The 21,643-nt window shown below is 65.9% G+C and carries 20 protein-coding genes; 6 read left to right on the forward strand and 14 right to left on the reverse strand.

The features are described from left to right. Positions 1–255: 255 nt before the first annotated feature. Entirely contained in the window at positions 256–1,104 is an 849-nt protein-coding gene (locus M2319_RS19680) for an acid phosphatase (RefSeq protein ID WP_264603172.1), read from the forward strand. A 164-nt stretch (positions 1,105–1,268) separates the two neighbouring features. Further along, a complete protein-coding gene (locus M2319_RS19685; protein ID WP_264603173.1) occupies positions 1,269–2,078 on the forward strand; it encodes a hypothetical protein in 810 nt (269 codons plus the stop codon). Between the two features lie 27 nt (positions 2,079–2,105). On the opposite strand, the gene M2319_RS19690 is transcribed toward M2319_RS19685, so the two are convergent. From M2319_RS19690 to M2319_RS19705, 4 genes are all read right to left on the reverse strand, one after another. Next, entirely contained in the window at positions 2,106–2,651 is a 546-nt protein-coding gene (locus tag M2319_RS19690) for a PilZ domain-containing protein (protein WP_264603174.1), read from the reverse strand. Positions 2,652–2,912: 261 nt separating this feature from the next. Then, positions 2,913–4,199 (reverse strand): TRAP transporter large permease, encoded by a 1,287-nt coding sequence (locus M2319_RS19695; protein WP_264603175.1) that lies wholly within the window; start codon positions 4,197–4,199, stop codon positions 2,913–2,915. Positions 4,200–4,337: 138 nt separating this feature from the next. Next, the gene (locus tag M2319_RS19700; RefSeq protein WP_264603176.1) at positions 4,338–4,877 is read right to left on the reverse strand and encodes a TRAP transporter small permease; all 540 of its coding nucleotides are present in this window, start codon (positions 4,875–4,877) and stop codon (positions 4,338–4,340) included. After that, a complete protein-coding gene (locus tag M2319_RS19705) occupies positions 4,874–5,920 on the reverse strand; it encodes a TRAP transporter substrate-binding protein (protein WP_264603177.1) in 1,047 nt (348 codons plus the stop codon). The genes M2319_RS19700 and M2319_RS19705 overlap by 4 nt, the downstream gene beginning before the upstream one ends. 192 nt (positions 5,921–6,112) lie before the next feature. Here M2319_RS19705 and M2319_RS19710 point away from each other — a divergent pair, with 192 nt between their 5' ends. Continuing rightward, positions 6,113–6,583, forward strand: a complete 471-nt coding sequence (locus M2319_RS19710) for a MarR family winged helix-turn-helix transcriptional regulator (protein WP_264603178.1) — start codon at positions 6,113–6,115, stop codon at positions 6,581–6,583. Between the two features lie 127 nt (positions 6,584–6,710). On the opposite strand, the gene M2319_RS19715 is transcribed toward M2319_RS19710, so the two are convergent. Beyond that, a complete protein-coding gene (locus M2319_RS19715; RefSeq protein ID WP_406682230.1) occupies positions 6,711–7,421 on the reverse strand; it encodes a L,D-transpeptidase in 711 nt (236 codons plus the stop codon). 359 nt (positions 7,422–7,780) lie between these two features. On the opposite strand from M2319_RS19715, the gene M2319_RS19720 reads away from it, so the two are divergent. Continuing rightward, positions 7,781–9,187, forward strand: coding sequence for a pilus assembly protein (locus M2319_RS19720; RefSeq protein WP_264603179.1), 1,407 nt, complete (start codon positions 7,781–7,783; stop codon positions 9,185–9,187). A gap of 87 nt (positions 9,188–9,274) precedes the next feature. Here the strand turns inward: M2319_RS19720 and M2319_RS19725 are convergent, their stop codons facing one another. Further along, entirely contained in the window at positions 9,275–9,718 is a 444-nt protein-coding gene (locus M2319_RS19725; RefSeq protein ID WP_264603180.1) for a hypothetical protein, read from the reverse strand. Between the two features lie 150 nt (positions 9,719–9,868). Here M2319_RS19725 and M2319_RS19730 point away from each other — a divergent pair, with 150 nt between their 5' ends. Next, positions 9,869–10,873 carry a Gfo/Idh/MocA family protein gene (locus M2319_RS19730; protein ID WP_264603253.1) on the forward strand — a complete coding sequence of 335 codons (1,005 nt, stop codon included), beginning with the start codon at positions 9,869–9,871 and terminating at the stop codon, positions 10,871–10,873. A 222-nt stretch (positions 10,874–11,095) separates the two neighbouring features. On the opposite strand, the gene M2319_RS19735 is transcribed toward M2319_RS19730, so the two are convergent. Both M2319_RS19735 and M2319_RS19740 read right to left on the reverse strand, forming a co-directional pair. Further along, complete coding sequence (locus M2319_RS19735) at positions 11,096–12,793, reverse strand: CRTAC1 family protein (RefSeq protein ID WP_264603181.1); 1,698 nt, start codon at positions 12,791–12,793, stop codon at positions 11,096–11,098. Then, the gene (locus tag M2319_RS19740; RefSeq protein WP_264603182.1) at positions 12,790–14,235 is read right to left on the reverse strand and encodes a cytochrome c family protein; all 1,446 of its coding nucleotides are present in this window, start codon (positions 14,233–14,235) and stop codon (positions 12,790–12,792) included. The genes M2319_RS19735 and M2319_RS19740 overlap by 4 nt, the downstream gene beginning before the upstream one ends. Positions 14,236–14,354: 119 nt before the next feature. Here M2319_RS19740 and M2319_RS19745 point away from each other — a divergent pair, with 119 nt between their 5' ends. Next, complete coding sequence (locus M2319_RS19745; protein WP_264603183.1) at positions 14,355–15,296, forward strand: ornithine cyclodeaminase family protein; 942 nt, start codon at positions 14,355–14,357, stop codon at positions 15,294–15,296. 4 nt (positions 15,297–15,300) lie between these two features. Here M2319_RS19745 and M2319_RS19750 read toward each other — a convergent pair whose 3' ends face one another. From M2319_RS19750 to M2319_RS19775, 6 genes are all read right to left on the reverse strand, one after another. After that, a complete protein-coding gene (locus tag M2319_RS19750) occupies positions 15,301–15,813 on the reverse strand; it encodes a TonB C-terminal domain-containing protein (RefSeq protein ID WP_264603184.1) in 513 nt (170 codons plus the stop codon). Further along, positions 15,810–16,247 (reverse strand): ExbD/TolR family protein, encoded by a 438-nt coding sequence (locus tag M2319_RS19755; protein WP_264603185.1) that lies wholly within the window; start codon positions 16,245–16,247, stop codon positions 15,810–15,812. Before M2319_RS19755 ends, M2319_RS19750 begins: the two co-directional genes overlap by 4 nt. Beyond that, on the reverse strand, positions 16,244–16,855 hold the full coding sequence (locus tag M2319_RS19760; protein ID WP_264603186.1) for a MotA/TolQ/ExbB proton channel family protein: 612 nt from the start codon (positions 16,853–16,855) through the stop codon (positions 16,244–16,246). The genes M2319_RS19755 and M2319_RS19760 overlap by 4 nt, the downstream gene beginning before the upstream one ends. Beyond that, positions 16,842–18,896 carry a CobW family GTP-binding protein gene (locus M2319_RS19765; protein WP_264603187.1) on the reverse strand — a complete coding sequence of 685 codons (2,055 nt, stop codon included), beginning with the start codon at positions 18,894–18,896 and terminating at the stop codon, positions 16,842–16,844. Before M2319_RS19765 ends, M2319_RS19760 begins: the two co-directional genes overlap by 14 nt. A 77-nt stretch (positions 18,897–18,973) precedes the next feature. Further along, positions 18,974–20,134, reverse strand: coding sequence for an MBL fold metallo-hydrolase (locus M2319_RS19770; protein ID WP_264603188.1), 1,161 nt, complete (start codon positions 20,132–20,134; stop codon positions 18,974–18,976). Between the two features lie 20 nt (positions 20,135–20,154). Next, the gene (locus M2319_RS19775; RefSeq protein WP_264603189.1) at positions 20,155–21,564 is read right to left on the reverse strand and encodes a hypothetical protein; all 1,410 of its coding nucleotides are present in this window, start codon (positions 21,562–21,564) and stop codon (positions 20,155–20,157) included. Positions 21,565–21,643: the final 79 nt, after the last annotated feature.

Below are 21,643 nucleotides of genomic sequence, written 5' to 3' on the forward strand. Positions count from 1 at the left end.
TGCCGCCCGGCAAACGGGCGCGTTCGGCCCGGTGCTTTGCCCCGACGGGCACCGCGCCGATCGGACGTGCCGATGCCCGGCGGCAACGCTTCTGGCTGCTGGAGATGCGGCGGCCGCGAAGGCAATGCGTATCGCCTTCACCGGGCTCCTGCCCCGGCCATCCGGGGTGGGAGCACGCTATCGCCATCGCGCAACGGTGCCCGCCCCTCCGCCGGATGCGGCGGCGGCCGGCCCTGCCATTGGAAAGGACGCCCGATGCAGCAGCGATTCATGATTGCCGGCGCTTTTCTCCTGGCCGCCATTCTCGCCGCGGCCTTCCCCGCCGCGGCGGACGACGCGCCCGAGAAAAAAATGGTCACGGTTTCGGGCCAGGAGGTCGAGGAGATCATGCCCGGCATCCTTGCCGGCTATTTGAGCGAGGACGAGCGCCTCGACAGCAAGCGCTTCGTGCCGCCGGCGCCCGCCGAAGGCTCGGCCCGGCAGGCTCTCGATGATGCCTGGTCCGAGGCAATGCTGAAGCTGAAGGACAGTCCGCGCTGGGAAATCGCGACACGCGACGCCGCCTATTTTCCCGGAGCGGCCGATACGTTCTCCTGTGCCCTCGGCATCCGCATCAGCGAAGACACCACGCCGGCGCTCTATCTCCTGTTGTGGCGCAGCCTGAGCGATATCGGCCTCGCCACCTACACCGCCAAGAACGCCTACGCCCGTGAGCGGCCCTTCATGGCGAACGGCGCACCGGTGTGTACGCCCGAGATCCAAGAGGGGATGCGCAAGGACGGCTCCTACCCCTCCGGCCACACCGCCTATGGCTGGGGCTGGGCGCTGATCCTCACCGAGCTGGCGCCCGACCGGGCCGAGGAACTCCTCGCCCGCGGCCGCGCCTATGGCGAGAGCCGCAACGTCTGCAACGTCCATTGGTATTCCGACGTGGTCGCCGGCCGCATGGTCGGGGCCGGTGCGGTGGCAAGGCTGCACGCCGAACCGGAATTCGTCGCTGCCATGGACGCCGCCCGCGAGGAGATCGCCGAGGCCCGCAAGGCCGGCCGGACGCCGACGCGGGATTGCGCCCTTGAGGCATCCGTGCTGACGCCATCGCCGTGAGGCCGAGGGGAGCACATGCCGCAGCAAATCGGGCTGCCTCAATCAGAAATAGTGGTAACCTTCCGGCACAGGCTCGCCCCGGCGTGCTGTGGCAGCGGAAGGCCGGGGGCACATGGCATCGATCCGGACGGGGAAACGACAGGATCAGGACGGGGGAACGCGCAATGACGACGACGCAAGGCCGGCGGACCGGCCGCATCCTTTCCATCGCCCTTGCGGCATCGCTGCTTGCTGCATCGCCGGCATTTGCGGAGGATTTCGCGGCCGGGGACGCCGGCCCGGTGCCCGGGGACGCGGCCCTTCCCGGCTGGCAGTTCACCATCGCCCCCTATTTCTGGGGCGCCGGCATCACCGGCGACGTCGCCCAGTTCGGGCTGCCGACCACCCGCATCGACCAGTCGTTCAGCGACATCCTCGATTCCCTGGAATTCGCCGGCATGATCGTCGGCGAGGCGCGCTACGGGCCTTACAGCGTCTCGACCGATCTCAGCTATGTGCAGACCTCGGAGAGCGAGCGCACCCCGCTCGGCATCCTTGCCCGCCGCGTCCGGGTCACCAGCAAGTCGCTCCGATGGGCGACGCTCGCCGGCTACACGGTCTATGAGGACGCGCGCTTCAGGCTCGATGCCAAGGCCGGCGTGCAGCTTTCCTCGGTGGAGACGCGGATCAAGGTTTCCGGCGGCCTGCTCGGCACGCGGACCCGGACCGACGGCGAGACCTGGGTCGACGGCCTTGCCGGCCTCAGGGCCCGGATATCCCTCAGTGAACGGTTCTACCTGACGGCCTGGGGCTATGCGGGTGCCGGCGGTGCCGATTTCGCCTGGGATGCGCTCGGCGGCGCCGGTTACAATTTCACGCCGAACACCTCGGCCTTTCTCGGCTACCGCGCCAACGGCGTCGACTACCGCGACGGCGGCTTCATCTACGACGTCGTCCAGCACGGCCCGGTCGCCGGCCTCGTCTTCCGGTTCTAAAATCGTTCATCCGAACAGGGGAGCGGCCTACAGAAAGACCTGGTCGGGCATTTGCTTGGCGTAGTTCCATTCCAGCCGGACCCCGGCGGACTGGCCGCGGCGCCAGACGATGACGCCCTTCACCGGCCGGTTGAGGGCGGCGATCTTGATGCAGACCTCGTCCGGCAGGGTGTGCGGATCGGGGATCTGCAGGCGGCAGCCGGACTGGCTGGCATTGGTGATCAGGGCATCCTGCCGCCAGGTGATGTCGCGGTCGGAGACGATCGCCTTGATCTTGACGTCGACGCGCTTTTCCTTGCGCTTGTCGTTGGCCGGCTGGGCGTCCCAGACGAAATTGACGCCGATCGCCCGATCCTTGCGCCAGGCGATGCGGCCGTTCAGCATCTGCTCGAAATTGTCGAACTGCAGGCTGATATCCGTCGACAGCGGCAGCGCCTTCAGGAGCTCCAGCCGGCAGCCGGATTTGGAGATGTTGCGGACCTTCGCCCGGACGCTGCACAGATTGGTGCGGTCCAGGACGGACACCGGAAACGGCGATGTGGGAATGCGTGGGCTGCCGCGCTGTTCCAACATTCTTGGTCTTCACATGCTTCAGGATATGTCGGTTACTTTTACAGCCGGTGCATTTAAAAATGTATAAACCGGATCTATGTACGTGCGCTTTAAAAAAACGACTTTTCGCGCCCGCTCAACGCAGAATGAAAGCTTTGCCGGTCTAAAACGTGATTTTTCAACTTTTTCGATTATTGCGGCCGGCGACAGAGCCGGCTTTTTATTCCGAACTTCGCATACAATGCGTCAACTAACTTGGTAATTCTGGCAAGTCGGTATTTCTTACATCTGCGACGGCAGCAACAGCACCAGGATCGGGAAGGCGAGGATCAGGCCGATGCGGACGAAATCGACGGCGACGAAAGGCAAAAGGCCGGAGAAGATGGTCCTGAGGCTGACATTCCGCGTCACCGATTTCAGCACGAAGGCGTTCATGCCGACCGGCGGGGTGATGTAGCTGACCTCGGTGACGATGACGACGAAGATGCCGAACCAGATGAGGTCGAAGCCGGCGGCCTCCACCACCGGATAGAAGATCGGCACCGTCAGGGTGATCATCGACAGGCCCTCCAGCAGGCAGCCGAGGACGATGTAGATCATCAGGATGACGAAAATGATCGCGTAGGGGTCGGAGCCGAAAACGGTCAGCGCGTCCTGCAGGTCGCGGGTCATGCCGGACAGGTTCACATAGTTGGTGAAGGTCAGCGCGCCGAACAGGATGAAGAACATCATCGCCGTCGTCTTGGCGGTCTCGTAGAGCGTGCGGAAGGTCTCGGCGAGCCGGAACCGGCCCTGCAGGAACGAGAGCACCATGGCGCCGGCGGCGCCCATGCCGGCGGATTCGGTCGGCGTGAAAACGCCGAAATAGATGCCGCCCATGACGAAGGCAAAGAGCAGGAGCGCGCCGACCGTGCCCTGCAGCGCCTTGATCCGGTCGATCAGCGGCAGCTTCGGCTCGGTCGGCAGCGTGACGCCGCGGATCCGCACCGAGATCATCACCGCGACGATGTAGCCGGCAACGCCGATGAGGCCCGGCACGAGGCCGGCGAGGAACAGCTTGCCGATGTCCTGCTGGGTCATGATGCCGTAGAAGACGAGGATCACCGACGGCGGAATGAGGATGCCGAGGGTGCCGCCGGCGGCGATCGCGGCCGTCGACAGGCCGTCCGGATAGCCGTAGCGACGCATGGAGGGCAGCGAGATCTTCGACATGGTGGCCGCCGTCGCCAGCGACGAGCCGCAGACCGAGGAGAAGCCGCCGCAGGCGATGACGGTCGCCATGGCCAGGCCGCCGCGCCGGTGGCGCAGCCAGGCGTTGGCGGCGTTGTAGAGGTTTTCCGCAATGCCCGACTGGACGACGAAATTCCCCATCATCAGGAACAGCGGCAGGATCGACAGGGAATAGGTGCGGCTGTGGTCGAAGAAGGTCTGTCCGAGCAGCGTCAGGGCCGGCTCGATGCCGATGATGGAGACGACGCCAGCGGTGCCGACCAGGGCCAGGGCAAAGGAGATCGGCACGCCGATGAGCATCAGCGCAAAAAGAACAAGGCTACCGATCGGCCAGCTCATGGCATCATTTCCGGTCGTTTCCGTCCGCTGCGGTGTTAAAGCATGTTGCGTTTTTCCTGAAGCACGCAACATGCTTCAGGTCTTTGTTTTGACGCGATTTCTTATCCAAAAAGTCTGTCGACTTTTTGGGAAAGCGCTTTAGCCGGAGCGCGCGGTGAAGGCGTTCTTCAGGGTGATGAGGGCCGCGACCGCCGTACAGGCCGCGCACAGGAAGGTCAACGGGGCGACGGGAAGGCGCAGGCTCACCGTGACCTCATGGTAGCCGGCGATCGCCTGCCCATAGACGGCGAGCCGCCAGGCGACGACGGCAAGGACCGCGGCCGAAGCGAGATTGACGAGGACGAGGCGGGCCGGATGCACCCATGCCGGCATGTGTTCCACCGCAAGGTCGATGGTGACGTGCTGGTCGTCGAGGCAGACGGCGGGCAGGCCGATGAAGATCACCGCGGCGAGCAAGAGCCCGGTGATTTCGGTGGCCCCCTGCAGCGGGCTGTCGAGCAGGTAGCGGCCGGCGACGTCGATGACCGTGACCAGCATCAGGGCGATCAGCAGCACGCCGCAGATCGCCGCCAGCGCCTTGTGGACCGGCGTCATCGGGGCAGAGGTGGCCATCGTCCCCGGCCCAAGGGGGCGGACGTCCGGCGCCCGCCCCGCCTCCGGCATATCGCTCCGGCTCATTCGCCGCCCGATTCCTTGTCGATCTCTTCCATCAGCATCTCGACGGCGGCCTCGACGTCGATGCCGGTCTCGGCGGCCTCGGCGAGCTTGGCGTCGACCACCGGATCGAGCTTGTCCGTGATCGTCTCGACCTGGGAATCGCTGGCTTCGAGGATCTTGATCTTGTCGTCCATCTCCTTGCGGCCGGCATCGTCGGCATCGTCCCACATCTTGCCGGCAAGCCGGGCGAGCGCCTCGCCGGAGACCTTTTCGATGGCCGCCTTGTCCTCCTCGGAAAGGCTCTCCCACTTGGCCTTGTTCATGACGACGAAGAAGGACGTGTTGTAGAGGCCGCCGGGAACCGTCAGTGCGGTATCGAGCAGCGGGATCAGCTTGAAGAAGGCAACGGACTCGAACGGGAACAGGATGCCGTCGGCGACACCGGCGGACAAAAGCTCGTAGGTCTTGGAGGACGGGCCCTCGACCGGCACGGTGCCGAGCGCCTTGGCGATCTCGCTGACGATGCCGCCGCCGACGCGCATCTTGGCGCCTTCGATGCCGGCCATGGTGGCGAGGTTCCGGTCCTTGGCGAAGATGACGCCGGGGCCGTGGGTGAAGACGCCGAGCACCTTGACCTGGTCGTACTCGCCGGCATCGCGCAGCATTTTGTCGAAGACGCGCCAGTAGGCGACGGAGATCGGTTCGGCGCGGTCGCCGAGGAACGGGATCTCGGCGATGTTCTTGGTCTTGAAGCGGCCCGGATTGTAGCCCTGGACGCCATAGGTGATGTCGGCGATGCCGTTGACGGCGAAATCGAAATGGGCGGCGGGAGGACCGAGCGGCGCCGGCAGGATGTTGACCTTGACCCGGCCCTCGGTGGCCGTCTCGATCGACCTGGCGTAGGGCACCATCGCGTTCTTCATCAAGGGATGGGCCATGGGCAGCCAGTTGGCCATGGTCAGCGTGGTCTCGGCCGCGGCCGGCGAAACCGACAGGGCGCCGGCCGCGAGCGTACCGGCCGCCAGGACGCCTGCAATGAGGCGCGGAAGGTCTCGAAAGTGCATTCCAGATGCTCCTTTACTGGACAGGGTGCTTTTCTGATGGGGCCGCCTGTTGATTTTGCCGGCAAGCGGCCAATTTTCGAAGGAAGGGGCCGATTTTCCGAAAGGGCGGAAGGATTTGCCCCGTCCCCACGCCCGCGGCAGCAATTTTCCCTCTCTCCGCACGCCGCGCACAACCCCAGGATGACATCGTCCATGTCCTTTCCCGACGTGCAAAAACCCGCAACGGACGAGCCGGCTTTCCGCAAGGCGGACTGGCCGTTCTACTGGATCACCCGGGTCTCGGCCCGCTACTACCAGTTGGTCGAGAAGTCGCTGAAGCCGATGGGGCTGGACGTCGCGCAATGGCGGGTGCTGATGTCGCTCTACGAGGGCGATGCGCTCAGCGTCAGCGAGATCGCCGATTTCTGCATCATCAAGCTGAACACGACCACCAAGATCATCCAGCGGATGGCGGCCGAGGGGCTCGTCACCTGCCGGCCGCGCAAGACCGACGGCCGGGTGACGGAGGTGCTGATCACGGAAAAGGGCAACCGGCTGCGGCGCGAGGGGCGCAGCATTGCGAACGGGATTTTCGAACGGTCGTTCGCCTCGCTCGCCGGCGAGGACATCCGGAAGGTGAACCATATGCTGGAGCAGGTGTTTCACAACCTGAAAGCCGACTAGGAAGGCTGTTGCGCGTCTTTCCGGCAGCTTCGCCCGTTTCCCGCCCGACATCAAGACGACCCCCAACCCGGCCGATCCGGGGAACGCGGCGGCGCGGCGGACGCCGCTGCCCCCGCATGCGCCGGCGTCAGCTCTGCGCCAGATGGGTCCGCGGATCGGGAATGACGACGATCTTGGCGCCCGGCTGGACCCGGTTGTAGAGATCGATCACGTCCTGGTTCCACAGCCGGATGCAGCCCGACGAGACGGCGCGTCCGATGGAATTCTGCTGGTTGGTGCCATGGATGCGGTAGAGCGTGTCCTTGCCGTCCTCGAAGATGTAGAGGGCGCGGGCGCCGAGCGGGTTGTCGAGGCCCGGGTCCATGCCGTCCTCATATTTCTTCAGCCGCGGCTGGCGCTGGATCATCTCCTTGGGCGGCGTCCATTTCGGCCATTTCTGCTTCCAGGCGACCTTGGCCGAGCCGGACCAGGAAAAGCCCGCCTTGCCGACGCCGATGCCATAGCGGATCGCCTTGCCGCGGGGCAGCACCAGGTAGAGGAACTTGTTCGGTGTGTCGACGATCAGCGTGCCCGGCTTTTCTTCGGTCTCGTAAGCGACGACCTGGCGCTGGAACTTTCGCGGCGTGCCGCCGGTGCGGATCGCCGGCAGCTCAAAGTCCTCGTCGAGCCGGGCGGTGTACATGTCGGGACCGAAATCGAGCCCGGCGACGAGCGCGGGATGATAGGTGCCGACGGTCTGGCAGCCGGCGAGGACGCCGGCGAACGACAGGGCGACAATCCCCGTCCGGAGCCACGAGGGCACCGCTCCAAGGCTGCGGAAGTGGAACGATTTCGTCACCTGAGCGGTCTCCGTCTGGGGGAAGATCGGCGGGGCCTTGCCCAAACCGACATGGATTGGAGTACTTATCGCCACCGGCGCGCCGGGGCAATTCACATTAAGAACAGGCCGGCCGAGTGTTGCCGCGCGGCAACGGACCGCTTTTCGGCCGGCAAAGCGCGCGCGGCGGACCGACGACCGGCCGCAGCTCCGCGTTCGCTATTCGTTCGATTACACCTTTTGTTTTCCCTACAAATTGAAAGCATTCCAGCCAGCGTTCGTTAACCTTTTGCGTTATCGAATTATTTGACACGCCCGATGCAGTCTTTTCCGCAACACGGCCGCAATGGGCGAGGAGCCCGCGGCGATAGGAAAAGACAATGTTGTGGCATCATCACAAAGACGCTCTGGTCCGCCATGCACGGCGGTTCGTCCGCGATACCGAGGGCAACTTTGCGGTCATCTTCGCCGCCTGCCTGCTGCCCCTCCTCCTGATGATCGGCATGGCGACGGACTACACCTACTCCAGCCGCATTCGCAACGACCTGCAGGTCGCGGTCGACGCGGCGACCCTTGCCGCGACCAAGGCGGCGAGCGCCGGCGAGACCGACCTTGCCGAGTTGAAGCGGGTCGCCAACGAGTCCCTTCATGCCAACTTCACGGACGGCACCGCCGACGACATTGAAATCGTCGTCACCTTCGATCCGGACACCGGCGCGGTGAAGGTCGTGGCGAACACGAAAACCAATACCGCCTTCATGAAGCTCGCCCATTTCGACACGCTCGACATCCAGGTCGAAGCCGAGGCGGTCGCCGCCGGCGCCAATGCCGAGGTGGCGATGGTGCTCGACGTCACCGGCTCCATGGGCGGATCGAAGATCTCGAACCTGAAAACCGCGGCCAAGGATCTGGTCGACACGCTGCTGGAAGCCGACGGCGAGGACAAGGGCATCAAGGTCTCCATGGTGCCCTACGCCTACTCGGTCAATATCGGCAAGGACGCCAAGTCAAAAGTAGTCGACCCCGCCGGAGACGACTGGGAAGGCTTTCTGGAAAACCTCGCCGACGTTCTTGGCGTCGACCCGGATGACGACGGGCACGACAATGGCTGGGGCGGCCGTTGGAGTTGGGGCGGCGGCTGGGACTACAGGACCGAGGAAGAGATCTATTACGACGACGTCGTCGACAAAAAAGCCTTCCGCGACACCTATTCGTGCGTGACGGAGCGCGGCGGCGCAGAGAAGCTGAAGGACGACGATGATCTGGTCGGCAGTCCGATCCTCGACATGACCCGGAACTGCCCAAACACCGAGGTCGTGCCGCTGACGACCAACCCGTCAAAGCTGAAGACCAAGATCAATACCCTCAACGCCAATGGCGGCACGGCCGGCCATATCGGCCTCGCCTGGGGCTGGTACACGATCTCGCCGACCCTTGCCGATACCTTCTGGCCATCCAATCAATATTCGCCGGCGCCCTACGAGGCCGATGCGTCGCAAGACGAAAAGACGCTGAAGGTCCTGGTGCTGATGACCGACGGCGAGTTCAACACTCAGTATCTCGGCGATTCCTCCCGTAATCAGGCGCTTGATCTGTGCGACTCCATCAAGGCGAAGGACGTGCTGGTCTACACGGTCGGCTTCCAGGCGCCGAGTTCGGCGCTGCAGATGCTGAAGCAGTGCGCCACCAAGACCTCCTACTTCTTCGATGCCAACAGTGGCTCGGAGCTGATTGCGGCCTTCAACAAGATCGCCGCGGAGACCAAGAAAATGCGGCTCTCCATGTAACCGCGGCTCCCCCTCAAGGGAGACGAGGCCATGCGGTTGCCGGCGGGCGGGGGCCAACCCCGCCCGTCTTTTTTCATCCGCAGTCGTTCAAATGGTGATGTCGACGAACCGGCCCGGCGCAAACGCCTCTTCGGTGCCGCGTTCATTTGCCGGCGTCGAGCGGGCAAGGGCGTTCAGCTCCTGCAGCCTTGCGAGCGGCGCTTCCTCGGGATCGAAGGGTTTTTGCCGGACCTCAGCGGGCCGTTCGTCGCTTTGGGTCGCCGCCTCCTGCCGGGAGGCCGACGGCCGTTCCGCCTCGGCGGGGCCTTCGGAGGCCTGGAGCGCGCGCAATTCGGCCTGCAGCTCCTTGACCCGGTCCTCCGCGTCTTCCTTGTCGCCCTCGCAGGTGGCGCATTGCGCCTCGGTCTGCGCAGACGTGATCTCCGCGGTGATGCGGGCGATTTCCCGGGCCGTGTCCGATTGCTCACCGCCGCTTTGCTGTGGGAAGCTGGCGGATGTAAAAGCAGCGGATGAAAGAACGCCCAAGTCCATGGCTGCCGGTTCAAGCTCGCTACGCACTCACGGAGCCGGACCAGTCTTCGCCCGGCAAACGAGATGCAAGTGTAGCGGGCAGGACTTAACGAAATGCAGCACTGCCGCCCGCCGGACCGCGGCGGGCGCAACCAGGAGGCCGGAAAACACATGGAAAAGGTCCGCTGGGGCATCCTGTCGACGGCAAAGATCGGCCTTGAGAAGGTCATTCCCGCCATCAAGCGCTCGCGCCACGGCGTTGTGGCCGCGATCGCCTCGCGCGCACCCGGCCCCGCCGAGGAGGCCGCAAAGGCGCTCGGCATCGACACCGCCTACGGCTCCTACGAGGAACTGCTCGCCGACCCGGACATCGACGCCGTCTACAACCCGCTGCCGAACCACCTGCATGTGCCGGTGACGCTGGCCGCGGCCCGCGCCGGCAAGCACGTCCTTTGCGAAAAGCCGATTGCGCTGACGGCGGCGGAGGCCGAGGAGCTGAAGAGCGTGCCGAAGGACCGGCTGGTGATGGAGGCTTTCATGGTGCGCTTCCATCCGCAATGGCTGCGGCTCAGGGAGCTTGTGCGCTCCGGTGCCCTCGGCGAGGTCTGGGCGGTGCAGTCGTTCTTTTCCTATTCCAACCGCAATCCGGACGACATCCGCAACAGGGCCGAGATCGGCGGCGGCGCACTCTACGATATCGGCTGCTACCCGGTGACGGCCGGCCGGTTCGTGTTCGAAGCCGAGCCGGTGCGCGTCGTCTCGCTCGTCGAGCGGGATCCCGATTTCGGCACCGACCGGCTGTCGAGCGCGCTCATCGATTTCGGCGCCGGGCGGCGGCTCGACTTCACCGTCTCCACCCAGGCAACGCCCTATCAGCGCCTGCAGGTCGTGGGCACCAAAAAGCGGGCCGAAGTGCTCATCCCCTATAACGCACCCCAAGGCGCGGAGGCGCTGCTGCGGCTCGACGACGGCTCGACGCTCGGCGACGGCGCGGGAGTTTTGGAGACCGTGCCGGCCTCGGATCAGTATGCCGAGGAGGCGGACGCCTTCGCCCTGGCGGTGAGGGGCGAGACCGAGCTTCCCTACGGCGTCGACGACGCCATCGCCAACATGCGCGTCCTCGATGCGCTGTTCCGGTCGGAAAAATCCAACGCGTGGGAGACGGTCGGCGGGTAGCACCTCCCTTTCGATCCTACTCTCCGCGTCATTGCCGGGCTTGACCCGGCAATCCATAGGGCATTGATTTCAATAACGAAAGCCGATGTGAGTGGCGAGGCCTCATGGATCGCCGGGTCAAGCCCGGTGATGACGCGGAGTGAAGGGAGGCGCGTGCGCGAGAGCCGCGGACGCACGCTACAGAACCAGCCGCCGCGAGATGCCTTTCCTCTTGCGTAAAAGTCACCTCGGTACGGGCGCCGCCTTGCCCGTCGCCGCAGCTTCCGCCTCATCCAGCGGGTACCAGTACGCCGCCTTTTCGGCGTCGCGCGCGATGACCACGAACTGGTTCGCAAACACCCGGTAGGGGTGGCTCCAGAAGCCGTCGGGCCATTTCACCCGGACCTCCGCCCGTTCCGCCGTGCCGAGGCCGACATGGACCCAGCCGGCGCTGCCGGACGCATGGCCGCCGCCGACGGCGAGCTTGCGGATCATGGAGTGGTTGCCGGTCTTGACGTTGAGGATGGCGCCGATGCCGTTGCGGTTGGGCGCGGGCTGGGCGAGGCGGATGTGCAGCCAGTTGCCGAGGGGGCGGGTGGTGTCGCCAACCCTGGCGCCGCAATTGCGAAAGACGCTGACCGGTTTGCTGCGATTGACGACGACGAGGTCGAGGGCGCCGTCGAGATTAAGGTCGACGACGGCAGCGCCCCTGCCCTTCCGCGGCAGCGCGATGCCGGCCTCTGCTCCCGCTTCGGCAAACGTGTCGTCCCAGCGGGCGAGCAGGAGGTTGTCCGGGTCGGTAGCGGCGAAATCGGGCATCGCCTCGACATTGCCCTTGGCGATGAAGAGGTCGAGCAGGCTGTCATTGTTGATGTCGGCGAATTCGGAGTGCCAGCCGGTTGAGGGGCGCCGGTCGCCGCCGGCATAGGGCCGGTGGGCGGTGGCGCCGCGCTCAAAGGCGATGTCGCGATAGACCGGCCGGTCTTCCTCCGCCTCGCGGTCGAGGGTCTGGATCTTGGTGTCGCCCATGGAGGTCAGCGCGTATTCCGGATAGCCGTCGGCGTCGAGGTCGCCCTCGGTGATGCCCATGCCCCAGATGCGCAGCGTCTGCCAGCCGTCGGAGCGGGTGTAGAGCGTCGGCGGGCGGCCCGGCGGCACGTGCCAGAGCTGCTCCTCGCCGCCGCGGTAATATTGCCGGTCGTTGGAAACGCGCAGCGACGGCTCCCCGGAGCGGTTCCAGTCGGTAAAAAGCATGGAGAGAGCGCAGTAGCCGGGCGAGAGGGTCAGCGGGTCGCCATAGTCGGGGCGCTCGCCCGGACCGGACCGCATGAGCGCGTTGTCGTGGCAGGTGCCCCAAGGCGAGCCCGGCGCGGAGCGGTCCACATAGTTGCCGAAGGCGAGCGTCGGAAACTTTTTTTCCGCCTCCCAGATGGCGGAAAAGGCCGTCGTCCAGGCCCGGCCGCCGTCAAAAGCCCAGGCGCGGTTGGCAACAGCGAAGGAGCAGTCCGAGCCGCCCTTCAGCAAGACATTGCGGCCGAGCCGCAGGACGGCGAGGTCCATATGGCCGTCATCGTCGATGTCGAGCGGGTAGGCGCCGAGGACGTTCGTCAGATACCGCTCGCCGATGTCGAGGGCGACCGGCTCGAACTGCAATTCCCCGCCGATCTTCGAGCGGTTCCGGTAGAGTTTCGCGGCTTCCTTGCCGCCGGCAAAGAAGAGGTCGGGCTTCCTGTCGCCGTCGCAATCGAAGCTGGCAACGCCGCCGCCGACGAAGAATTCCCAGGGGCCGGTATAGCTGTGGTCGATGCCGGCGGCCTTCGCCTCCTCGTGCATGACGGGGATGTCGGCTGTGATTTTTGCCTCGTCGGCGGCGCGGGGCGCGGAAGCTGCAAAAACCGCCAAGGTGGCGGCAAGGCAGAGACGGATCAGCGACCAGCTCATCGGGCGATCCCCAGCGTCTTCAGAAACGCAATGAGGCTTCCGCGCTCTTCGTCGCTCAAAGCCACATAGGCATCGCGCGCGGCGCGGCCGGCGCCGCCATGGGCGCGGATGGTCTCGTCGAGGGTCGTCAGGTCGCCGCGGTGGCCGTAGGGCGCCGTGTCGGCGATGCCCCAGAGTTCGGCGGTCAGGAACACGTCGGCCTCGACGAAGCGCTGGGCGAGCAACTCGTTGGCGAAATGATCGACCTGGTTGTCGGCGATGCGGTGGCGCTTCAGGTCGCCGAAGACCGGGATCAGCCAGGCGCCGCGCTCGTCGCGCTTCAGGTGCCTGGCGAAGGGCAATTGCGCGAGGTCGATGGCGCCGGGCGCTGCGACGTCCCCTTGACGTAAGGTGCCGGCCGTGTCGTTCGGGCCGGGATCGTCGAAGATCAGGCTGTTCAGCGGCAGGGTCGGCCGGTGGCACTCCGCGCAGCCGATGTCGGTAAAGACCGTCTCGCCCTTTTTCGCCGCCGCCTGCCAGGCCCCGCTCTCCGGCGTCTTTTGCTCCGGCGGCGGCAGGGTCGCCTGGAAGGCAACAAAGGCCGAGACGTCGCCGGCGCTCATCTCGCTCAAAACCCCGTCCTCGTCGAAATCCTCCGTGCCGGTCCAGCGGGTGCCGAAGCGCTCGTCGGGCTGGATGCCGTGGTGCTGGTTGAGGGCGTTGATGGTGAACTGGCGGAGCGAGGCAAAAACGCCCTTCTGGCTGAACGGGCGGATGACGAGGTCGGTGTCGACGCCGTCGAATTCGGAGACGTCGACCGCGCCGTCCGGCGACGCCGTCAGCCTGCCGAAATCGACGCCCTTGGTGGCAAGCGCGACGGTCACCGGCTCACCTGACCGTCGCGCCGCGAGCAGCGCTGCATGGCGCTGGGCCTTGAGGTCTGCCGTCATCTCCCGGGCGAGCAGCTCGAGCAGTCCCGAGCCGAAGAGGTGGGGGGTGCCACGCTCGTTGGAGAATTGCGGCGCGGTGCTGTCGAAGTCGGCGCTTTCAAAGCCCTCGGAGACGAAGACATTGGCGGTGAAGTCGCCGGCGCCGCCAGGTTCAGGCACGTTGTGGCAGGAGGTGCAGGCATTGGCGTCGGGCCCGAAGGTGCGCGCGAAGGTCTCGCGCACCGGCCGCTTCTTCTTGGTCGGGATGATCGCCTGGGTGGCGGCAGGCCGGCCGGCCCCGTCATGGACGGTAAAGCGGGCCTCGAACAGGATCTTGCCGTGCTCGACGACGGTCTTCAGGCGATCCCCATCGAGCGCACCGGTAACACTCTGCAGCCCCAGATGCGCCGGCATCGCCTTTTCGATCCACACCGGCTCTTCGGCCCGCGCCGCGGCGGCAAGACACACCGCAACTGCGGCCAAAAGGGCACAGCGGCCGATCCTCCCCATGGCGTTCCCGTCGTCTTTTTTCATTGCCCGGCATTCTAGCGACGTTTGCGGGCGATGCCAGTCACGGATGTGCGTTCGGTTTCCTTCTCGCCCGAACATGCAATAGCGTGCGGACCTCATTTCAAAAAACGGGAGACTTTTTCGTGACGCCATCCTTTTTGAGCTACGAGGACACCTATGACGCGCTTTCCTGGGAGGGGGCGGTGGAGGCCCTTCGGGCCGGGCATCTGCGGGCGAAGGCCGAGGTCGGCGACGTCTTTTTGGGACCCTCGGACGGCACGTTGCTTACCCGCGCGGCCTATGTCCCGGGGCTCGGCTATGGGGTCAAGGCGGTGACGGTCTTCGGCGAGAACCCGGCGCGCGGGCTGCCGACGGTGCAGGGCGCGATGTTCTTCTATGAGCCGGGCGAAGGCCGCATCGAGGCGGTAATCGACAGCCGCCTCGTCACCGAGTTCAAGACCGCCGGCGATTCCGTCCTTGGCGCGAGGCTGCTGGCGCGGCCGGACAGCAAGGAACTCCTCATCGTCGGCGCCGGCACCGTGGCGCGCAGCCTCGTCCATGCCTATTCGGCGATTTTTCCGAAGCTGGAGCGGATATCGATCTGGGCGCGCCGGGGCGAACAGGCCGAGACGCTGGCGGCCGAGTTTGCCGGCCATGCCATTAAGGTCGCCGCCGCGCCGGACCTTGCCGCTGCCGCCAAAAAAGCCGACATCATCGCAACGGCGACCATGGCGACAGCGCCTATCCTGCGCCGCGACTGGGTCCGTCCCGGCACCCATATCGACCTCATCGGCGCCTTCAAGCCGGACATGCGCGAGGCGGACGACGCCCTGATCGCCGAGGGCCGCCTCTTCGTCGACAGCCGCGAGACCACCATCCACCATATCGGCGAACTGATGATGCCAATTGCCGCCGGGGTGATATCGGAGGACGCCGTCCTCGCCGACTTCTACGACCTCATCGCGGCCGGTGCACCGGGGCGCACGGGCGATGACGAGATCACCGTCTTCAAGAACGGCGGCGGCGCCCATCTCGACCTGATGACGGCCGACTACATCGTCAGGGCCGTGAAGGACGCAGGATAAGACCTCACAAGCCGTACTGGTACTTCACGCGAAGGTCGAGGGCGAGCGGGCGCGAGCCGAGGATCGGCGGGCGGGGGACGACGCCGCTGGCGGCCAGCACCGCCTGGCGGGCGTCGGCGTCGAGGGTGGCGTCGCCCGAGCTTTGCAGCATGTGGACGTTGCTGAAGGCGCCGGCCGCGTCGATGGTCAGGGCGAAGCGGGCGTTGCCGGCAAGGGCGCCCGCGGCACCGGCCGCCATGCGGCGGGCGTGGACGGCGTCGGAGACGTCTTCCAGGTAATCGTTGAGGGCGCGGCGGCGGCGGTCGGCGCGGGCGGCGCTGCTCTCGCGCGCCGGGGCCTGTTCTTCCAGGGTGATCGGCGCGGCAAGGCTCATGGCGACGTCGGGGGCGGAAAAATCGACGACGATCATGTCGTCGCCGGCCATCTCAGTCTCGGTCGCGGGAAAGCCGCCGAGGATGAGCCAGTGGGCGGCGAGCGAGATGGCGATCGCCGCGGCGATGCGCTCGCCGTCAGTCACGGCAGTGTCTCCGGCGGGGTGCCGGCCGCGGCGTGGCGCGCCGGCTTGGTGGCGATGACGAGGCGGTCGCCGCCATTCTCGCGGATGGTGCTGACGGCGGCGAGGAACCGGCCGACGGAGGCGTCGCGGTCGGCCTTCAGGACGATCTGCATGCCGCCGGGCACTTCCCTTGCGTCCTTCACCTTGAAGCCGAGCTCGCGCAAATCGATCGGCTCGGTGTCGGCCAGGAGGCTGCCGTCGGCACCGAGCACGATCTCCAGCGTGCGGCCGGCATAGGTGCGGGCAATCTCCGACTTCGGCAGGTTCATGTCGACGCCATGGGTGGTGAAGGCGGCGGCGATGACGAAGAAGATCAGGAGGATGAAGACCACGTCGAGGATCGGCGTGACGTCCGGCAGATTGCCGTCGCGCGGCTTTTGCCGCAGCGGGATCATATCGCCCTCGCCGCAGGCGCCGCCTCGGTCATCAGCACGCGGTTGGAGAGCCGCGACAGGGCGAAGGCCACCTGCTCCTCGCGGCGCAGGAACCCGCTCTGGGCGATCACCGCGGGAATGGCGATGACGAGGCCAGCAGCGGTCGTCAGCAGGGCCTGCCAGATGCCGTCGGCAAGCAGCGTCATGTCGATGGCGCCGCTTGCCGAGGCGAGGCGCGAGAAGGTCTGGATCATGCCGATGACGGTGCCGAGAAGGCCGAGCAGCGGCGCCACCCGGGCGGCCATGCCGAGGAAGCCGATGCGGCGGTCGAGGCCGCGCACGATTTCCTCGATGGCGATCGTCGCCCGGCCTTCCCGGACGCTCGCCGCGCCGCGACCGAGGAGGGCTTCGACCAGCGGGCGCAGTGGCGGGCTCTTTTCCGCGGCAGCGACAAGCGTCTCGTCCGTGTTCTCGCCGCGGGCGGCCGCTTCCAGGCGCCGTTCCATGTCGGCATCGAACAGCGGCAGGGTGGTGAACACCAGGAGCCGGTCGAGGATGATCGCGACGACGAGGACGGAAAGCGCGATCAGCGGCCACATGACGAGGCCGCCGTCTTCAATGAACCACATGGGGGGACTCCAGGTCTTGTGACTCCAGTTCGGGGGCCTCTTCTGTCAGGGGAGCCCAATGGGCGCTGAGGTCCGGGCTGTCGACGCCCCTGCCGATGACGATCAGGAAGGGTGGCTCGGTGACGGGGCGCTCCGGCGCCACGAACTCGGCATGGCCGGGGACGAACTGCAGGATCTGCGGCTCGTCGACGCCCTTCAGCTTGACCACGCCCTTCACCCGGTCGACGGCGTCCGGGCAGTCGACGAGGAGGCGTGAGAGGACGTCGATGTCGACCTCGTCGGGCAGGATAAGCTTGAGGTACGAAAAGCCTTCGCCGAGATGGGAGGCGTGGTCGTGGGCGTGGTCGTGGGCGTGGGCGTGATGATGGCCGCGCCCATGTTCCTGGCAGTGCCCGCCGCCGTGGCCGTGGTCGTGATGGCCGGCGCAGCACTGGCCGTGGTCGTCGCCGTGGTGACCGTCGCATTCGCCATGCTCGTGGCCGTGGCCCCCGCCGCCGCAATCGCCGTGGCCGTGGCCCTCACCATGCGCGTGGCCGCAGCAGCAGGAGACCTCGGCCTCTTCCTCTTCCGCGAGCAGTTGCGCGAAGCCTGCGCCCAGGAGCTTCGGGTTGACCCGGCCCTGGCGCGCCTCGATGACGCTGGAGCCGGCGTTGCGGCGCGCAAGGTCGGCGTGGATGGCGACGAGCGTTTCGTCATCGACGAGGTCGCATTTGTTGAGGACGAGGGTGTCGGCGGCGGCGATCTGGCCGCTAGCGATCTCCGATGTGTCGATGGTCTCGAAATAGCGCGCGGCATCGACGACCGTGACGACGGCCTCCAGGCGGACGAGGTCGTCGAGGTCGCGCAGCTCCTCCACCATGTTGAGCGGATTGGCGAGGCCGGTGGTCTCAAGGACGATCATGTCGGGCGCGAACCGCTCCTTCAGGGTGCGGATCGCCGGGCCGAGCGCGCCCGCAAGCGTGCAGCAGACGCAGCCGGCATCGACGGCCATCACCGACTCGTCGCCTTCCAGCAGCATGGCGTCGACGCCGGTCTCGCCGAGTTCGTTCTGGATCACGGTGACGAGCTCGTTGCGGCCGACATGGTACTCGATGAACTGGTTGAGGAACGAGGTCTTGCCGGAACCGAGGAAGCCGGACAGGACGATGAGGCGCGGCCGGTCACCGTAACTCTCGGGGCGCTCCGTCGCCGGCACCAGCGGGATCGGGTCGCGGCGGTAGCGGTCGAGACCTGCATCCGCCCGGGTGTGGGCGCCGAGGGGTTCCAGGCAGCGGCCGAGGGCGGACGCCTCGCCCCAGACCAGGCGGTCGGTGTCGCGGCAGGCGACGGCGGCAGCGACCGGGGTGAGGGTTCCGTCCGCGCGGCAAAGGGTGATCGAAGACGGGGCCTCATAGGCGACGATCCGCGACGGCGCGGCGCCGGAGGAGACGGTGAGGCCGGCGGCGAGCACCGCGGCGAGGTCGCGGGCGATCTCGAACGCCGGAAGGTCCTCGTCGGCAGCGCCGGGTTCGACGACGAAGCCGCCGCCGGGCGCAGCAATGCCGGCCTCCGACAGCACGCGCCGGCGACGCTCGGCGGTCAGCGCCAGGCCGATGGCGGCGCCGTCGGCGGAGACGGCAAGGCGGAGCGATGCGATGGAGAAGGCGGCGATCAGGTCCGGATGGGCGGGAAAGTCGCGCAGCCGCTCCGGCGTGCCGGCGTCGGACGCGAGGATGGCGGCGGAAATCGCGAAGCTGTCGAGGAGCGGCTCGTCCGCATCGGGGAAATAGCAAAGGGTGTAGTCGACGGTGGCGGGATCGCCGTCAGTGGCGACGGTCGCGGGGATGAGGCCGTAGACGCCGGGACGCCTGTCGATGCGGCAGGTGAAGGCGCGCGGGTCGCTGTCGCATTGGGACAGGCCAAGCCAGCCTTCGGCGCGGCGGAAGCGGGCGTCCATGCAGGCGGCGGTCATCCAGCTTCGCGGCAGGCCGGCAAGGGCGTCTTTGGAAAGGCCCTTCGGGCCGGCGGGGCCGAACAGGCGGGGAAACAGGGAAGCAGTCATTTTCTTCTTGGCTCCCGGGAGGTGGGAGGTGGGGCCGCGCCGAAAAAGGCGCGACCCCGGTTGGCGGAGGAAGGCGATCAGAAAGTGATGGTGTCGCCGTTGCCGAGATAGTCCGGCGAGGAGGTCCGGAAGCGGGCCGTGCCCTGGACCACCGGATAACCGGCCTCGATGAACTTCTTGGCCGTCAGGTGGCCGGTGCAGTGGTTGCAGCCGACGCGCTCGAAGTCCCACTTGCCGAGGGAGATGACGAGATCGTCGTATTTCGGATCCCAGTCCTCGAAGGGCGAGATGTGCAGGCCGCCATAGACGCCGTAGAAGCGGTCATTGTCGTATTTCAGCTTCTGGTGCGCCGTGGAGGTCATCTGCAGGATGCCCTGGTGGTTGCAGCCGGAGATGAGGACGAGGCCCTTGTCCTTGATGTTGAAGGCCAGCGACACCTCGCCGTAGACCCGGGTGATGATCGGCACGTTGAACTTGATCGCCATCATGCCCGGACGGATCTGGGTCAGTTCCTTGTCGATGACCTTGAGGTCGCCCTCATAGCCGCTGTCCTTGATGTATTGCATCCCCTCCTCGTAGAAGCCGTCATGGGCGTAGGTGGGGATCTTGTTGTTGTATTTCATGACCACCGGGAAGCCCCAGAAATGGTCGAAATGCTCGTGGCTGAGGATCAGCGCCTCGATCTCGCCCGCCGCCAGCATCTGGTCGATGGCCTCGCGCTTGAAGCTCTGGTCCATCCAGTCGTAGGACCAGCCGGCGTCGAGCAGGTATTTGTGTTTCGAGCCGTCGAGATCCTCGACCTCGATGAGGCAGGAGTAGCCGCCCGGATTGTCCGGGTGCAGCGACAGCTTCTGCTGGGTCGCCCAGGCTTCCTCCAGGTCGCCGGGGATCATCTTCTTGATGGAGTCGATGCCGTCCTTGTAGGAGCCTTGCGCAACGCCCTTGCCGTTGCCGAAGGGCGGCCAGTTGATGGAGTACTGGTCGACCAGGAGGCCACCGGCGGCGTGGATGTCGCCGACGAGGTGGGCGTTGTTGAACCAGCTCGTCTCGGAGATCGAGGTCACCTTGACGCTGCGGCAGGCTCCGAAGTCCGCCTGCTCGCGGTTCACCTTGGACATCCGGCTGTAGGCCAGCGGCGAGTAGGAATAGGCACCCATTCCAAGGAGTGTTCCGCCGATCGCACCGGTGGCGGCGCCTTTGACGAAATCGCGCCGGGTGGGGGTTTTCTGTTCGGACATAACGGTTCTCCTTCCTCGCCCTATTTGACGATCGTCACGGTCTCGCCGATCCACGGCAGGACGGTAATGACGGCGAAGTAGACGGCGGCACCGGCGGCTGCGCCTGCGAGCAGGCCCTTGCCGAGGCTCGGCGTCCAGCGGACGTCGCTTGCGACCACTTCATTGCGGGTTTCTTCAAGTTCTTCGGCGGTCTTCGGCACGGCCTTCCAGCCCGGCCAGCCGTCCATGAACCACATGTTGATCAGGAAGATGTTGATCAGCCAGATCGTCGGGATCATCGGGAACTGCTGGGGATGCGAGAAGCCCTTCTGGGTGCCGAGGAAGAGGTGGGCGGTCTTGTAGTAGATGATGTAGACGGCCGCACCGATCGCCAGGCTGATCAGGGTGCGCAGGAGCACGTTGACCGGACGGGAGAACTTGGTCGGCCAGTTGCCGCCGTAGAACGACAGGTAGAGGACGCCGACGAGCCAGAAGATCGCGGTCTCGCCCACATGCAGCCAGCGCCAGTCGGGAGCCATCTCACGACGCGTGCCGCGGATCGCCTCGCCCCAGACCAGGTCCTGCGCGTAGTACAGGAAGAAGCACATGCAAAGGGCGACGAGGATGATGCCGAAGAACGACGAGGTGCGACGCAGCCAGTCGGTCTGGATCAGGTTGAACGGATAGCGCTGCCAGATGCTCTCATAGACCCAGACAACGACCGTGCAGCACATGATCCAGGCGATGTGGAAGTTGCCGGAAACGGTGTTGGCGAAGCCTTCCCAGTACGGCGGCGTGATCGCGGTGTACTGCTGCCACGGGTAGAACAGGATCGCCATGTGCGAATGCATGGTCAAAAGGTAGACGATCATCGACAGGAAGAAGGTGACGATGACGATGGTGATGCCGCGGGTCGGCTGGGTCAGCTTCTGCCAGGGCGCGTTTTCGCACGCGACGACCCAGCTCGGCGACAGCCAGGAGGCGATCGCTGCGAACATCATGACCGCTTCGGCGGCGTATTCGATCGAGTAGAAGTCGGTCAGCCCCATGGCCATCAGGCGGTCGGGGTTGAAGTAGGCGATGCCGAAATTGCCAAGGATCTCGATGAAGAAGCCCTTGATCAGCAGAAGCATCGCGGCGACGCTGACCGCGGTCAGAACGACGCCCTTCAGCAGCGGATGGGCGCTGTTGAGCCAGGTGCGCTTGAACGGCCAGAAATCGAAGATGTAGGCCAGCCAGATGAACAGGATCAGCAGCCAGCGGCAGACCATGTAGCCCACATAGGGGGTGTACATGCGCATGATGCCGCGGGGATCCTGGAAGATCCACCAGGTGGCGTAGAAGAACCCAGCAATCAGCAGGGTGTTGACGATGGCCGGCCAGGGCCCGCTCCACCGTTTGACGAGTTTGCGGCTTTCAAGGTAACTTACCGCTTGATTGTCCACTTGCATGGATCAACCCTCCTTCGATGTGGACAGTCAGGTGTGGGGGGACGACTTGCCGGTACGGCCCCCGCACCCTCTCTCTCCG

The sequence above is a fragment of the Rhodobium gokarnense genome (assembly GCF_025961475.1).
Taxonomy (GTDB): domain Bacteria; phylum Pseudomonadota; class Alphaproteobacteria; order Rhizobiales; family Rhodobiaceae; genus Rhodobium; species Rhodobium gokarnense.

What these genes read in the sequence shown, in the direction of transcription:
- M2319_RS19680 (WP_264603172.1), top strand. Translation starts at nt 256, where the DNA reads ATGCAGCAGCGATTCATGATTGCCGGCGCTTTTCTCCTGGCCGCCATT.
- M2319_RS19685 (WP_264603173.1), top strand. Translation starts at nt 1,269, where the DNA reads ATGACGACGACGCAAGGCCGGCGGACCGGCCGCATCCTTTCCATCGCC.
- M2319_RS19690 (WP_264603174.1), bottom strand. Translation starts at nt 2,651, where the DNA reads ATGTTGGAACAGCGCGGCAGCCCACGCATTCCCACATCGCCGTTTCCG.
- M2319_RS19695 (WP_264603175.1), bottom strand. Translation starts at nt 4,199, where the DNA reads ATGAGCTGGCCGATCGGTAGCCTTGTTCTTTTTGCGCTGATGCTCATC.
- M2319_RS19700 (WP_264603176.1), bottom strand. Translation starts at nt 4,877, where the DNA reads ATGAGCCGGAGCGATATGCCGGAGGCGGGGCGGGCGCCGGACGTCCGC.
- M2319_RS19705 (WP_264603177.1), bottom strand. Translation starts at nt 5,920, where the DNA reads ATGCACTTTCGAGACCTTCCGCGCCTCATTGCAGGCGTCCTGGCGGCC.
- M2319_RS19710 (WP_264603178.1), top strand. Translation starts at nt 6,113, where the DNA reads ATGTCCTTTCCCGACGTGCAAAAACCCGCAACGGACGAGCCGGCTTTC.
- M2319_RS19720 (WP_264603179.1), top strand. Translation starts at nt 7,781, where the DNA reads ATGTTGTGGCATCATCACAAAGACGCTCTGGTCCGCCATGCACGGCGG.
- M2319_RS19725 (WP_264603180.1), bottom strand. Translation starts at nt 9,718, where the DNA reads ATGGACTTGGGCGTTCTTTCATCCGCTGCTTTTACATCCGCCAGCTTC.
- M2319_RS19730 (WP_264603253.1), top strand. Translation starts at nt 9,869, where the DNA reads ATGGAAAAGGTCCGCTGGGGCATCCTGTCGACGGCAAAGATCGGCCTT.
- M2319_RS19735 (WP_264603181.1), bottom strand. Translation starts at nt 12,793, where the DNA reads ATGAGCTGGTCGCTGATCCGTCTCTGCCTTGCCGCCACCTTGGCGGTT.
- M2319_RS19740 (WP_264603182.1), bottom strand. Translation starts at nt 14,235, where the DNA reads ATGAAAAAAGACGACGGGAACGCCATGGGGAGGATCGGCCGCTGTGCC.
- M2319_RS19755 (WP_264603185.1), bottom strand. Translation starts at nt 16,247, where the DNA reads ATGATCCCGCTGCGGCAAAAGCCGCGCGACGGCAATCTGCCGGACGTC.
- M2319_RS19760 (WP_264603186.1), bottom strand. Translation starts at nt 16,855, where the DNA reads ATGTGGTTCATTGAAGACGGCGGCCTCGTCATGTGGCCGCTGATCGCG.
- M2319_RS19765 (WP_264603187.1), bottom strand. Translation starts at nt 18,896, where the DNA reads ATGACTGCTTCCCTGTTTCCCCGCCTGTTCGGCCCCGCCGGCCCGAAG.
- M2319_RS19770 (WP_264603188.1), bottom strand. Translation starts at nt 20,134, where the DNA reads ATGTCCGAACAGAAAACCCCCACCCGGCGCGATTTCGTCAAAGGCGCC.
- M2319_RS19775 (WP_264603189.1), bottom strand. Translation starts at nt 21,564, where the DNA reads ATGCAAGTGGACAATCAAGCGGTAAGTTACCTTGAAAGCCGCAAACTC.